The 13,976-nt window shown below is 67.8% G+C and carries 10 protein-coding genes and 1 rRNA gene; 5 read left to right on the top strand and 6 right to left on the bottom strand.

What is annotated here, in order from left to right:
- Window positions 1-188 precede the first annotated feature (188 nt).
- The 5 genes from hpf to mtnA all read right to left on the bottom strand — a co-directional run bounded on the left by hpf (window position 189) and on the right by mtnA (window position 8,005).
- On the bottom strand, window positions 189-881 hold the full coding sequence (hpf, locus tag ACFXJL_RS08120) for a ribosome hibernation-promoting factor, HPF/YfiA family (RefSeq protein ID WP_358877559.1): 693 nt from the start codon (window positions 879-881) through the stop codon (window positions 189-191).
- A 1,406-nt stretch (window positions 882-2,287) separates the two neighbouring features.
- Window positions 2,288-4,063: an LpqB family beta-propeller domain-containing protein gene (locus tag ACFXJL_RS08115; protein WP_384690372.1), complete on the bottom strand. Its 1,776-nt coding sequence runs from the start codon at window positions 4,061-4,063 to the stop codon at window positions 2,288-2,290.
- Window positions 4,064-4,124: 61 nt separating this feature from the next.
- Window positions 4,125-6,167 (bottom strand): MtrAB system histidine kinase MtrB, encoded by a 2,043-nt coding sequence (gene mtrB, locus ACFXJL_RS08110; protein WP_384690369.1) that lies wholly within the window; start codon window positions 6,165-6,167, stop codon window positions 4,125-4,127.
- Between the two features lies 1 nt (window position 6,168).
- Complete coding sequence (gene mtrA, locus ACFXJL_RS08105; RefSeq protein ID WP_329019759.1) at window positions 6,169-6,858, bottom strand: two-component system response regulator MtrA; 690 nt, start codon at window positions 6,856-6,858, stop codon at window positions 6,169-6,171.
- A gap of 4 nt (window positions 6,859-6,862) precedes the next feature.
- Window positions 6,863-8,005 (bottom strand): S-methyl-5-thioribose-1-phosphate isomerase, encoded by a 1,143-nt coding sequence (gene mtnA, locus ACFXJL_RS08100; protein ID WP_384690366.1) that lies wholly within the window; start codon window positions 8,003-8,005, stop codon window positions 6,863-6,865.
- Between the two features lie 182 nt (window positions 8,006-8,187).
- Here mtnA and ACFXJL_RS08095 point away from each other — a divergent pair, with 182 nt between their 5' ends.
- Genes ACFXJL_RS08095 through ACFXJL_RS08075 form a run of 5 tightly spaced genes read left to right on the top strand, consistent with a single transcriptional unit; the run spans window position 8,188 to window position 13,573 of the window.
- Window positions 8,188-9,393, top strand: coding sequence for a hypothetical protein (locus ACFXJL_RS08095; RefSeq protein ID WP_384690363.1), 1,206 nt, complete (start codon window positions 8,188-8,190; stop codon window positions 9,391-9,393).
- Between the two features lie 22 nt (window positions 9,394-9,415).
- Entirely contained in the window at window positions 9,416-10,081 is a 666-nt protein-coding gene (locus tag ACFXJL_RS08090) for a DUF4129 domain-containing protein (protein WP_384690360.1), read from the top strand.
- A complete protein-coding gene (locus tag ACFXJL_RS08085; protein ID WP_384690357.1) occupies window positions 10,078-11,271 on the top strand; it encodes a DUF4350 domain-containing protein in 1,194 nt (397 codons plus the stop codon). Before ACFXJL_RS08090 ends, ACFXJL_RS08085 begins: the two co-directional genes overlap by 4 nt.
- Window positions 11,268-12,251: an AAA family ATPase gene (locus tag ACFXJL_RS08080; RefSeq protein ID WP_384690354.1), complete on the top strand. Its 984-nt coding sequence runs from the start codon at window positions 11,268-11,270 to the stop codon at window positions 12,249-12,251. The genes ACFXJL_RS08085 and ACFXJL_RS08080 overlap by 4 nt, the downstream gene beginning before the upstream one ends.
- 11 nt (window positions 12,252-12,262) lie before the next feature.
- Entirely contained in the window at window positions 12,263-13,573 is a 1,311-nt protein-coding gene (locus ACFXJL_RS08075; RefSeq protein WP_358877339.1) for a DUF58 domain-containing protein, read from the top strand.
- A gap of 153 nt (window positions 13,574-13,726) precedes the next feature.
- Here ACFXJL_RS08075 and rrf read toward each other — a convergent pair.
- Window positions 13,727-13,843: ribosomal RNA gene (gene rrf / locus ACFXJL_RS08070) — 5S ribosomal RNA — on the bottom strand.
- Window positions 13,844-13,976 lie beyond the last annotated feature (133 nt).

The following is a 13,976-nucleotide window of genomic DNA, read 5'->3' as shown; positions in this document are numbered from 1 at the left end:
GCAGTGGCCTGAAGGGCATGTCAGGTTGACCAACACCGGTGCATGGCGCACCGGTTGGCACTACACCGCCATGCTTTCATGCCCGGACGGCGAAACGGTGATCCTTTGGGTCGCACAGTGGTGCCCCTGACGGCGCACAGGGCGCTTCAGGGGCACCACGACTCCTGTTCAAAAGGGGAACGGCGGGGTCAGCCGCCGAGCGCGCCTCCGCCGCCGCCGCCCTGGTCAGTGCCCGCCAGGGGGTCGGTCTCCAGGTGGATGACACCGTAGTCGTAAGCGTGTCGTCGGTAGACGACACTGGGCTGCTTCGTCTCCGAGTCGACGAAGAGATAGAAGTCGTGCCCGACCAGCTCCATCTCGTAGAGCGCCTGGTCGAGCGTCATGGGTGCCGCCGTATGGACCTTCTCGCGTACCACCAGCGGTCCTTCGCCCTGCACTTCGAGCGAGCCGATCTTGGTGGTGGGAATGGTCTCCGGCACCTCGGGTGCCGGGGGGCGGCCTTGGGCATCCAGTTCGGCGACGCCGGGAACCACATCCACCACTTCGGCCGCCGACAGTCGTCCGTTGCCACGGCGGGTGTGGCGCTTGTCGTGCTGCTTGCGCAGCCGCGCCTCCAACTTGCCTGTAGCGAGGTCGAGAGCGGCATACGGGTCACCGGCCGCGGCCTCCGCACGGATCACAGGACCCCGGGAGTGAAGGGTGATCTCCACACGGTCAGACCGCTCGGCCTGCCGCGGGTTGGGCTCCTTGGACACCTCAACGTCCAGGCTGATCACCTTGGCGTCGAGCTTCTGGATCTTGTCCAGCTTCAGCTTCTCGGCCACGTGCTTGCGGAACCGCTCGGGTACCTCGGTCTTGCGGCCCTTGACGACGATGTCCACGCAGAACTCCGTTCCCGGATTGCTCCGCTCGCTCATCGGCTGCGGAGCGTCTCCCTCTTGCACCAGACCTCGGTGAGTACCGAAGTCTCGGACTAGGCGACTTTCACCTCCTCCTCCCCAGTCGACAAGATCCCCACCCCATCGACTTTCGAGGTTTCTCGTTGCCCCGAATCCCTGGCCAGAAGCCCGGCAGTGCATTCGATGGGGTACGGCCTCCTTATTCGCACGTCCTCACAACCGAACATAGCTCGATTGGTTGGGTCTCGGCACCCGCTACCAGCGCGTACCTCCATTCCGAGGACTTTGATCTCTTACTACCTGCAACGTTGCGCCTACCCAGTCAGTTCCGCTCTATTTCCAAGGAAACCGCTGGCGCGGCGACAACCGCGGCGCACAGCTGTGTGAATCCAGAAAGTGCCCCTGTACCACCCGTCTCAATCCTGTCCCCGTCATTCGACATCGAGGCTCTTCCGATCCACGCTCCGCCCACCGCCCGTGAGTCGTCGTGGGCCACCACTGGTGCAGTAGGAGAAGCAGGGGGCCCTGAGGCAGGGAATCCGACCGAGCCCCCGCCCCGGGACCGGGGCCCGGACACTCCCGCCCCACCCGTCGCCCCACGGATGGCCCGCGCCGCTTCGGTCAGAGAGGCACCCGTCGTCATCAGATCGTCCACCAGCACCGCCCTACCCCCCTCCAGTAGCCGCTGAGAGCCCGGGGCCACCTCCAGTGCCCCCGCGAGGTTCTGCACCCTCTGCGCCGCCGTCAGGCCGGCCTGGTCCAAGGTCTCCCGCTGTTGCCGCAACACCGGGAGCACTCGTGATTCCAGACCCCCGCGTCGCAGCTCGCAAGCAGCGGCCAAGGCGATCCGCCGGGCCGGATCGTGCCCCCTGGCCCGCACTGCTCGCCGGGCCGACGGCATGGGTACGAGCAGCAGCGGCCCGGCTGCCTCCTGACTCGCTGCGACAACGGCCCTCACGGCCCCGGCCAGGGCCAAGCCGAGCGGGCGCGCCAGCCCCAGGACCCCGCGCTCCTTGTGCGCGATGAGGAGCGCACGCACCTCATCGGCGTACGGCGCAGCCGCGTACACCACAGGCAGGCCCCGGGGCTCTGGAGCCGGCCTCGCACGACGCGCAGCGGAGCCGTACAGCTCATGCGCGCACTCTTCGCACAGCGGCGTGCGGAGAGCACCACAGCCACCGCAGACGGCTGGCAGCACCAGGCCCGCGATCTCCTGCCACCACCCCCTCATGCACCCACTGTGCCAAGGTCCTGACCCGCCCGCCACTCCTGTGGATAACTCGCCACAGAGGGGCTGACCTGCTCTGTTCCTCAGTGCCCAGGGCTATGAGTGCCCATGGCCGTACGCCAGGAGCAGCACGCCGGGCCGTACGTCCCCGGTGGAGGGGTCAGCCGGGATAGACGGGGTGCGAGCCGGCTCCCTTGACGACCACCGTCTGCCAGCCCGCGCCGGCCGGAAGTCGCACGATGCCGTCCCCGGAGAGCGCCACCAAGGGTCGCTGCTCGTCGTCCGATGCGGTGACCGCAGTCGCACCGTTCAGCCCCGGCAGTTCCGCGGAAGGCGAGCTGAAGCCGTTCGTCTGGATGTAGCGCACCTGCTGCACCCCACCGGCCTCCTTGCCGACCACCACCAGACGGCTGGCGCCGGCCCAGGAGACCGAGGTCACCGTCTCCATCTGCGGGGCTGCGGGGCGGAGGTCGGCGACCGTGACCACGGGTGCGGTCTTGGGCCCCTTGCGCTCCACCCGGCCGATCTTCAGAGTCGTCTTACCGTGCTCTCCCAGCAGCAGGGCGATCCGCGTACCGTCCACGGACACCTTCAAGGATTCGATCCGTGCACCGTCGAGTTCCGGGGCTATGTTGACGGGGAGGGGAGCGGCGGCGCCGCCCACCGACATCAACAGACGCGGCTGGGCCGGGTCCCGGTCCGCCACCCATAGGTCGCCGCGGCCGTCCCAACTGGGCGCCGACAGCCGGTTGTCGCGGCTCTTGCCCTTGCTCTGCACGAGCGTCGTCGCCGGGGCCTCGGTCGAGGTGATCGGCGCGACGAACAGCTGACGGCCATCCTGCGCGACCGCGGCGGCGATGGTCTCGTCACGGGCGACGGCGATCGGCCCCAACGGCAACTGCCCGGTCCCCAGCGCCCCCGGTACCGGGTCGGAGGTCTCCTTCGCACCGTGCGGCAACAGGGCGAGGCGCCCCTTCTGGTCGACGAAGTACTGGTTGCCCTCCCGCGCGGCCGAGTGCTCCGGTGCGTAGCCGTCCTGCTGACCGCTGTCGAGCACGCACAGTTGAGTGCCGTCGGAGCGCTGGAGTTCCACCTGACCGATCCGGGTGGACGAGAGGTCCTTCAGGGTGAAGAGGATCTGCGCCGCCATCTTGTTGCACTCCGGACGGCCGACGCTGGACGCCTTCTTGTTCAGCGGCACCTTCAACGCGTTCCGGTCGTCGATGGTCAGCGACTTGACGCCTTCCTTCAGCGTCGTGCCCGCCGGGAAGAACGATTCGACCACGGGCTTCAACCAGTTCGTCGGACCGTCGAGCAGGGCCTTAACCGACTGGGTCACCGGATCCATCAGCGTCACCGGGTCCATCCGCTGGCGAATGAAGATCGGGTCGGCGACACGGTTGTTGCGCCCGGCCGCGAAGTAGTACTTGTTCACCGGCAGGTAGTTGCGCTGGAAGTCGGAGGCACCAAGGACCAGCCCCGGAGGCAGGTTGTCGATGCGCCACTCCGGCCCCTCCGGGCCGTTCTGCGTGGAGAGATGGATCGTCGCCCGGTAGTCGGTAGGAGTGATCGCCTGGTACGCGTGCTGCGCGTCCACCGTCGCGATCTGCTGCCCGAGCAGCGGATAGTCAACCCCCGGGTTCTCGTGGCGACCCTTGATCGCGTCACCCGGGTTGGGTGCGGAGGCCAGTACGACCGTCCCCGCCTCCGGCCGCCACTCCTTGGCCATTTCCGCGGAGAGATAGGTCCGAGCCGTCGCAAAGTTGGCGTCGTCGCTGGTCATCGCTTCGAGGAAGCCGGCGACTATCTCGCTGGGGGTCGCACCCGGCCTTGGCGGTACGGCATCCACTCTGACCTGGGAGTCCGCCCGCGGCGACGCCTTCACGGCCCGGACGTCCCCGCTCTCGGGCATCGAGGCGCACCCCGCGAGCAGCATGCCGCCACCCCCCAGCACCGCGCCGAGACGCAACGTACCGCGACGACTCCTACCTTGACGCTCAACGCCCACGAGTCGTGTCCTCCTGGTCCGCGAATGCTTCCACGGCGGTGTCGGTGTCGTCCTGGCGCCCGCCGGTGGAGCGCGCCACCACACGGGCACCGCTTCCCGGCAGGGCAGCCGGATCCACCCCCGCGGGGGCGGCCCTCGGCGGTGGAGGTACCCGAGATGGTACGGACAACGGCGAGTGGGAAGACGCCGCCTGCGAGGGCAGCGACGTCAACGAGCGCCCGTTCGACTTGGGCTCGGCACCCGGGGTCCGCGCGGTCGCGGCCCGCTCGCGGTTCTGGCGTGAGTCCTCCGGTTCCAGCGGTATCGGTGATCCGCGCAGCGGCTCGTCCGCGGTACGGGGCAGGGTCAACCGGAACTGGGAACCCCCGCCAGGCTCGCCCCACGCCTGGAGCCAGCCGCCGTGCAACCGGGCGTCCTCCACGGCGATGGACAGTCCGAGCCCGGTCCCCCCGGTGGTCCGTGCCCTCGCCGGGTCGGCCCGCCAGAAGCGGTTGAACACCCGGGTGGCCTCGCCCGGCTTGAGTCCGACGCCGTAGTCGCGCACCGCGATCGCGACGGCTCCGCCGGCGACCGCCATCCGAACCACGACGTCACGGCCTTCGCCGTGCTCCACGGCATTGACCACGAGATTCCGCAGCACCCGCTCCACCCGGCGGGCATCGGCCTCCGCCACCACGGGTTGCTCGTCACCGACCACGCGTATGCGGGTGCCCTTGCGCTCGGCCAGAGGCTCCGCCCCGCCGATCACCCGGCGCACGACCTCACGCAGGTCTATGGCTTCCGCCTCCAGCGCTGCCGCTCCCGCGTCGAAGCGGCTGATCTCCAGCAGATCGGAGAGCAGCGACTCGAACCGGTCCAACTGATCACCCAGCAGCTCGGCGGAGCGGGCGGTCACCGGATCGAAGTCGCTACGGGCCTCGTGGATCACGTCCGCGGCCATACGGACCGTGGTCAAGGGGGTGCGCAGTTCATGGGAGACGTCGGAGACGAAGCGACGCTGCATCCGTGACAACTCCTCCAGCTGCTGGATCTTGAGCTGAAGGTTCTGGGCCATCTTGTTGAACGCTTCGCCGAGTCGGGCGATGTCGTCCTCGCCCGTCACCTTCATCCGTTCCTGGAGACGCCCGGCGGAGAGCCGTTCGGCGATTCCGGCGGCCATCCGTACGGGAGTGACGATCTGCCGGACGACCAACCAGGCGATCGCGCCGAGCAGGACCACGACGAACAGTCCTGCGGTCGCCAGTGTCGTCCTGACGACCTTCAGGGACTGCTGCTCCTGTGCGAGCGGGAAGAGGTAGTACAGCTCGTACGGGTTGTTCTCGATATCGGTGAGTCGAGTTCCGACGACCAGCCCGGCCTGCGGTTCGCGTTCGTCGTTCTTGTACTGGATCTGGATGTACGTCTCGTACGTCCCCGTGCCCTGGCCCACGGTCGTGCGGAGCTTCTCGGGGATGGAGGCGACATCGACGCCCCCAGAGGTACGCGGGCCGTGGTTGGGACCGCCCTCACCCACGGGCTCAGGGCTCAGCGCGACCACGTTGAAAGCGCCCTGGCCACCGCTGGCGAGCTGTTCCACCAGATCGGACCGCCAGGAACTGGTGGCGGCCTGACCGTCGCCGTCCGCACCGCCCGGGCCGGGCCCGAGCAGCGCATTGGCACGCTCCCGGGCCACGGCGAATCCGCCGGCGGCTTGACTCTGGGCGGCCTTGCCCTTCGCGTCGAGCAGTCCGTTGCGCACCTGCCCGATCACGACGAATCCGAGCACGACGACCACGCCCAGTGACATCAACAGGGTGGTGACCACGATCCGGAGCTGGATGTTCCGACGCCAGAGCCGTACTGCGGGCAGCAGCGGACGACGTACCCAGCGCATCAGGAGGCGCAGCAGAAGACGTCCTGGCTCACCGTCCCGATCCGACCGGCCGCCTTGCAGCAACCGACCGAATCGCGACGACCACGTTTCACTTCCGGCAGTCCGCCCCGTACGGACTCCCGGCTGCCCGGGCGGCGGAGCGACACTGCCGTGAGGCATATCAGCTCGGCCCGGCCTTGTAACCGACGCCACGGACGGTCACCACGATCTCCGGGCGCTCGGGATCCTTCTCCACCTTGGAGCGCAGCCGCTGTACGTGGACGTTCACCAGCCTGGTGTCAGCCGCGTGACGGTAGCCCCACACCTGTTCCAACAGGACCTCTCGGGTGAACACCTGCCACGGCTTGCGGGCGAGTGCGACGAGGAGATCGAACTCAAGCGGGGTGAGCGCGATCGACTGGCCCTCCCGCTTCACCGAATGGCCGGCCACGTCGATGACGAGGTCACCGATGGCCAGCTGTTCCGGTGCGGGCTCCTCCGACCTGCGCAGCCTCGCCCTGATCCTGGCCACCAGCTCCTTCGGTTTAAACGGTTTGATGATGTAGTCATCGGCACCGGACTCAAGGCCCACGACGACGTCCACCGTGTCGCTCTTGGCGGTGAGCATCACGATGGGCACGCCGGACTCGGCCCTGATCAGACGGCAGACCTCGATGCCGTCCCGGCCAGGGAGCATGAGGTCCAGCAGTACAAGATCCGGCTTGGCTTCACGGAAAGCGGCAAGTGCCTTGTCACCGTCCGCTACAAAAGACGGCTCGAAACCTTCACCACGCAGCACAATCCCGAGCATCTCGGCCAGTGCGGTGTCGTCATCGACGACAAGGACTCGTCCCTTCATAAACGACATCATCCCATTAGCTAATCGTTACCTGGCGTGACCTGGCACACAGCTCCGCAATTCCGCCCCCCGTGACAGGGGACAACACCCCCGACTCGGTGACGATCGCCGTCACCAGCTCGGGCGGTGTGACATCAAAAGCCGGGTTGTACGCCGGCGTCCCCAGCGGCGCGACCGAAGTGCTCGCGACCGCTCCCGGCCCGGCGGACAGCAGCTGCGGGGCAGCCACATCCGTCACCTCGTGGCCAGACCTCTGTTCCACCTCGATACCGGCTCCGTCCGGTGTGTCCGGATCGATCGTGGTCGTCGGGGCGACCACCACGAACGGCACATGGTGGTACCTGGCCAGGACGGCGAGCGGGTAGCTGCCCACCTTGTTGGCCACCGACCCGTCCGCGGCGATCCGATCGGCGCCTATCAGTACGGCGTCGACCTGACCCGCCGCGAAGAGCGAACCCGCCGCGTTGTCGGTGAGCAGGGTGTATGCCATACCGTTTCGCGCCGCCTCGTAGGCGGTCAATCGGGAACCTTGCAGCAACGGTCGTGTCTCGTCCACCCACAGCCGGCGCAATCGACCCTCGCGATGGGCGGCGAGCGCCACCGCGAACGCAGTGCCCTCGCCACCCGAGACCAAAGCCCCGGTATTACAGTGAGTGAGAATTCGGTGACTTCCTCCCGCCAGCAGCTCATCGAGCAGAGCGAGCCCGTGGGCTGCCATGCTCGCACTTGCCTCCGCGTCCTGCCGATGTAGCTCCCTGGCTTCCGCAAGCGCTGCCCGAGCCGCCTGGACACTGCCTCCTCCGGCCGCCGCACGATGGGCGGCCAGAGCCCGCCGCACTCCATGGGCCAGATTCACCGCGGTGGGCCGCGCGTGCGCCAGCAGGGCCGCGGCTTCCTCCACGTCATAGCCCCGCGCAGCAGCGAGCGCCACGCCGTAGGCACCGGTGATGCCCAGGAGAGGCGCACCCCGCACGGCAAGCGTCGTGATCGCCTGTACCAAGGCGGGTACATCGGTACAGACCAGCTCGGTCTCCTCGGCGGGCAGCCGCGTCTGGTCGAGGAGCACCACCACGGGTCCTTCCGGCAACTCGTCCCAGCGAAGGACGGAGAGCCTGGGCGGTTCGCCGCGGGCCGGGTTTTGTGCGTACTGATCAGCCATCCGCCCAGTCTGCCTGGTGAGCCACCGACATTGAAGGAGAGAAGGAGATACGGGGGCCCAACCGTCGAACGGCCCCGCGTGGCACGATGGCTGCCTGCCTGCCGAACTGATACGCGGACAGGCCCCGCGCACAAGCCGGCTCCGTGAGCCGGTCCCCGACCCAAGCCATGAGGTGGACGACCGTGAACGACACTCCGGGCTGGGCTTCGCCCGGATCGGCTCACTCCGGTGAACAGGATGCCGGAGTGCCCCGGCCTGCCGGGCCCGCCGACGAGAACGGCCCCGCTTCCAAATGGTCGACCAACCAACCCCCGGCCGGGCAGTGGTCCGCCCCGTCCGGGAAGAACCAGCACGGCGCCACACCCCCGCCCGGGTGGGGTGGCCGCCCACCGCACGGCAACTGGGGACCGCAGTCCGTCGCCAAGCCAGGCGTCATCCCCCTGCGCCCCCTGGGCGTCGGTGAGATCCTCGACGGTGCCGTCTCCACCCTGCGCGCCCACTGGCGCACGGTCCTGGGCATCACCATCAGCGTCTCCGTGATCTCGCAGATCGCGACCGTCCTCGGCGAGCGCTATCTGCTCCCGGAGCCGCCCGCGATCGACAAGAACGCAGACGACACCGAGACCCTGGCAGCCGCCCTCGACGCCAGCACCGCCACCCTGAGCTACACCGCGGGCATCACCCTGATCGCCACCCTCTTCACGACGGCCCTGCTCACCGTGGTCATCAGCCGTTCGGTACTGGGACGTCCGGTGACGCTCGCCGAGTCCTGGCACGAGGCCCGACCCCGACTGGCCAGACTGCTCGGGTTGACCCTTCTGCTTCCGCTCATGGCCGGTGCCATCATCTTCGTGGCCATGCTCCCCGGCTTGGTGGTGGGCGGTGAGGCGGGGGTGGCCCTCGCGGTGCTCGGAGCTCTCCTAGCACTCCCCGCGATGGTCTGGCTGCTGATCAGATTCGCTCTGGCATCGCCCGCGCTGATGCTGGAACGTCAAGGGATCATCGCCTCGATGCGCCGGTCCGCCAAGCTCGTCCAGGGCGCCTGGTGGCGGACCTTCGGCATCCTCAGCCTGACCGTGGTGCTGACGCTCCTCGTCTCGATGATCATCGCGATCCCGTTCAGCATGGCCGCCTTCGCAGTGGACGGCGACGGCCTCAGCAGCCTCCTCACCGACGATGCCCCGGACCTCGGCTGGCCCTTCCTGATCATCACCGGCATCGGGGCCGTCATCTCCTCCTCGATCACCTATCCGATCTCCGCAGGAGTGACGGCGCTGCTCTACATCGACCAGCGGATCCGCAGGGAGGCCCTGGACATCGACCTCGCCCGGGCCGCAGGCGTCCCCGGATACGGGGCCCCGTCCCCCGACAGCGGACACAGGAGCTGATGGAGTGCTCATCGCGGGGGGTGTGAACACAGCACGGGACCACGTCCGCGCCAGCGACGAGGTACCGGTTGACACCCCCCGCGCACCCGCCCGCGAAGCTGCTGAACGGGAACTGTCTCGGCCCGAGTACCACGAGAACGATCCCCATCTGCTCCAACGCGCGGTCGACCGCTTCTGGGACTGGATCGGTGACGTGTTCACTGCCGCCACGACCACACCCGGCGGGCTGGTCGGCGTGGTCGTCATCGCCCTCATCGTGCTCGCTCTGCTCTTCGCCCTCGGGAAGCGGCTCGGGCCACCGCGCCGCGCCGGTCGCACGGCGGCCACTCTCTTCGCCGACTCCCCGCGCAGCGCCGCCGAGCACCGCGCGGCAGCCGATTCCCATGCGGCCAAGAAGGAGTGGACTCCCGCTGTCCAGGAACGGATGCGGGCCATCGTTCGCTCCCTGGAGGAACGTGCGCTGCTGGAACCCCGCCCCGGACGAACTGCCGACGAAGCAGCCGCAGAAGCCAGCCTCTCGCTTCCCGCGCACTCCCCGGAGCTGCACTCCGCCGCGACGGCATTCGACGAGGTGACGTACGGCGGCCGTACGGGTACCCGCGATGCCCACCTACGCCTGCTGGAACTCGACACCGCCCTGGAAGGCGCCAGACCCCAGTTGGCCAGTGCCCACCATGAGGCCGGATGACGGAGACCGCTCCGGGTACGACGTCCATGTCCCCCACCACCCGCCAGGTGTGGAACCGCACACGCGGACTGCTGCTCGCCCTCCTGATCATCGTGGCCGGCGGCATCACCCTGGCCGCGCTGCGTTCTGACGAACCACGCGGCACCCTCGATCCTCGCTCCGCCGATCGCCTCGGCAGCCGCGCGATCGCCGAACTCCTCGATGAACGAGGCGTCTCCACCCGGGTCGTCACAACTCTCGACGAAGCCACCGCCTCCGTGGGCAGGGACACGACTCTGCTGGTCACGAATCCCGACATGCTGACCGACGCACAGCAGCAGGCCCTGTACTTCGCCATCGACCCGTCCGGAGGGCGCACCGTTCTGCTCGGCCCCGGACCCGGGTCCATCGCGACCCTGGCACCGGGCATCCACACCAGCTCTGCGGGTCGCGTTTCTCCCAGAGCCCCGCAGTGCACCTTCCCGTCCGCGAACAGGGCAGGCACCGCCGACCTCGGGGGGAGGAGCTACACGACCGGGGCAGGCGCCGGCTCCGACGGGTGCTATCCCAGCGACGGCCGCCCCACCCTGCTCCGTCTGGACGCCCCCAACCGAGGCGACACCATCCTGCTCGGCTCGGCCGACATCCTCTACAACGACCGACTGGCGAAGCATGGCAACGCCTCGCTCGCCCTCCAACTCCTCGGCGCCCGCGAACATCTCGTTTGGTACCTCCCCTCGCTCCATGACGGCTCCACCACGGCACCCGGCGATGACGGCGGGAACACATTCTTTGAACTCATCCCATCGGGCTGGCTCTGGGCGACGCTCCAACTCACCTTTGCCGCGGTCCTGGCCGCCATCTGGAGAAGCCGTCGTCTCGGCCCACTCATCACCGAACGACTGCCGGTCGTCGTTCGCGCCTCCGAGGCGACGGAGGGTCGCGCCCGGCTCTACCACCAGGCGAACGCCCGCGACCACACGGCAACCGTCCTACGCGCCGCCGCCCGAAGCCGATTGGCCATGCTCCTCAGAGTGCCCTCAGCCGAGGCGGACTCCGTCGCCGTGCTAATCCCCGCTGTAGCCGCCCGGATCCCCTCCGAGACGGATCCCACCCCCCTTCTCTTCGGCCCCGCACCGCCCGACGATGCCGGCCTCGTCCTCCTGGCAGACCAACTCGACGCCCTCGAAAGAGAGGTACGACGTTCATGAGCGCCCCGAACCCAGCCGAAGCCGAGAATTCGGACCGCGCCCGCGCCTCGCTAGAGGCCCTGCGCACCGAGATCGCGAAGGCAGTGGTCGGCCAGGACCCAGCTGTCACCGGGCTCGTCGTCGCCTTGCTCTGCCGCGGCCACGTCCTGCTAGAGGGCGTGCCCGGAGTCGCCAAGACCCTTCTGGTCCGCGCCCTGGCGGCAACCCTGGACCTCGACACCAAACGCGTTCAATTCACGCCTGACCTCATGCCCAGCGATGTCACCGGCTCACTCGTCTATGACGCCCGCACCGCCGACTTCTCCTTCCAACCCGGCCCGGTGTTCACCAACCTCCTCCTCGCGGACGAGATCAACCGAACGCCGCCCAAGACTCAGTCCTCACTGCTGGAAGCGATGGAAGAACGCCAGGTCACCATCGACGGCACGCCTCGCCCCCTGCCTGATCCGTTCCTCGTCGCAGCGACTCAGAACCCCGTCGAGTACGAAGGCACGTATCCCCTGCCCGAGGCCCAACTCGACCGCTTCCTGCTCAAACTGACGGTCCCTCTGCCCTCACGTGAGGACGAGATCCAGGTCCTGACCCGTCACTCCCAGGGGTTCGACCCACGCGATCTTCAGGCCGCGGGCCTGCGGACCGTCGCCGGTGCAAAGGATCTGGAAGAAGCCCGGGCCGCCGTCGCCAAGACCTCGGTCTCGGCAGAGATCACCGGATACGTCGTCGATATTTGTCGGGCCACTCGTCAATCCCCCTCACTCGCCCTCGGAGTGTCTCCCCGCGGGGCAACTGCCCTTCTGTCCACCTCACGCGCTTGGGCGTGGCTAACGGGACGGGACTATGTGATCCCCGACGATGTGAAGGCACTGGCCCTGCCGACACTTCGACACCGGATCCAGCTGCGGCCCGAAGCGGAGATGGAAGGGACGACCCCGGACTCCGTCATCACTGCAATCCTCAGCCATGTCCCCGTACCCCGCTGAGACGAGCGCAGATGACCCTCACCGGACGAACCGCACTCCTCGCCGCTCTCGGCTCTCTCCCCGTAGGCATCCTCGCGCCCAGTTGGACCGGGATGCTTGCCGTCAACGCCCCCCTCTCACTAGCAATCTTGTGCGACTACCTCCTTGCCGCGCCAGTGCGAACCCTTCGATTCACCCGAAGTGGTGACACAACTGTTCGATTGAATGAGCAGGCGGATGTACAGCTCACGGTCTCCAACCCGTCCGCCAGACCACTCCGTGGGCAGGTGCGGGACGCCTGGCCACCGAGCAGTTGGACCCCGGGTACGGAACAGGCAGCGTCCCGGCACCGGCTGAACGTCCCAGCGGGTGAACGACGTCGCTTGAGCACTGTGCTCCGTCCCACGCGCCGTGGCGACCGTCGAGCGGAACTCGTCACCGTCCGCTCGTACGGCCCTCTGGGGCTCGCTGCGCGGCAAGGCAGTCACAGGGTTCCTTGGACGGTCCGTGTCCTTCCGCCCTTCACCAGCCGCAAGCACTTGCCTTCACGTCTCGCTCGGCTGAGGGAACTCGACGGCCGCACCAGTGTCCTGTCGCGCGGTCAGGGCACCGAGTTCGACAGCCTGCGGGAGTACGTGGCAGGCGACGACACTCGCTCGATCGATTGGCGCGCAACAGCCCGACAGGCAACGCTGTCGGTCAGGACGTGGCGGCCGGAACGGGACCGCCACATCCTCATCGTCCTCGACACCGGGCGAACATCGGCAGGACGGGTCGGCGACGTGCCGCGGCTCGACGCCGCGATGGACGCCGCACTGCTCCTCACCGCACTGGCGTCCCGTGCCGGCGACCGGGTTGGGCTGCTGGCCTACGACCGTCGAATCCGGGCCCAGGTGCTGAGGCGATCAGCACATGAGCTCCTGCCTGCGATGGTCGACGCGCTGGCGCCGCTGGAACCAGAACTGGTGGAGACGGATACCCGCGGACTTGCTGCAGCCGTCCTCAAAAGCGCGCCACAGAGATCGCTGATCGTGCTTCTCACGGGTCTGGATGCCGCCCCGATCGAGCAGGGACTACTCCCAGTCCTCCCACAACTGGCACAGCGCCACACCGTGGTCGTCGCATCTGTCATGGATCCACAAGTGCAGCAGATGTCATTGGAGCGGGGCAACATTCAAGCGGTGTACGGGGCGGCTGCCGCACTTCGGACACTGAATCAGCGTCGTCGAACGGCACAACAGCTTGAGCGCTACGCCGCAACCGTCGTGGACGCACCACCGGAGCTTCTTGCTCCCTCTCTCGCAGACACCTATCTCGCCTTGAAGGCAGCTGGCCGGCTCTAGCGGCCCTGGAGGTTTCCGCTTGTCTGTCCCAACCAGCACCAGCAAAGCCACCAGGAAAGACCCATCGAAACGAAAAGGGTGTCTGGGGAATGTCTTGGGAAATGCGAAAAGGGCCCTGTACCTAGCCGGTACAGGGCCCTCATCACAATAATTGTTCGGCGGCGTCCTACTCTCCCACAGGGTCCCCCCTGCAGTACCATCGGCGCTGAAAGGCTTAGCTTCCGGGTTCGGAATGTAACCGGGCGTTTCCCTAACGCAATAACCACCGAAACACTATAAAACCAACCGGACATGACACGGTCGTGGTTTCAGAACCAACACAGTGGACGCGAGCCTCTATGGACAAGCCCTCGGCTTATTAGTACCAGTCACCTCCAGCGGTTACCCGCCTTCCAGATCTGGC

The sequence above is a fragment of the Streptomyces sp. NPDC059256 genome (genome assembly GCF_042753785.1).
GTDB lineage: Bacteria > Actinomycetota > Actinomycetes > Streptomycetales > Streptomycetaceae > Streptomyces.
The sequence above is the reverse complement of the archived record's forward strand: the minus strand, read 5'-3'. Positions and strand labels throughout refer to the sequence as shown.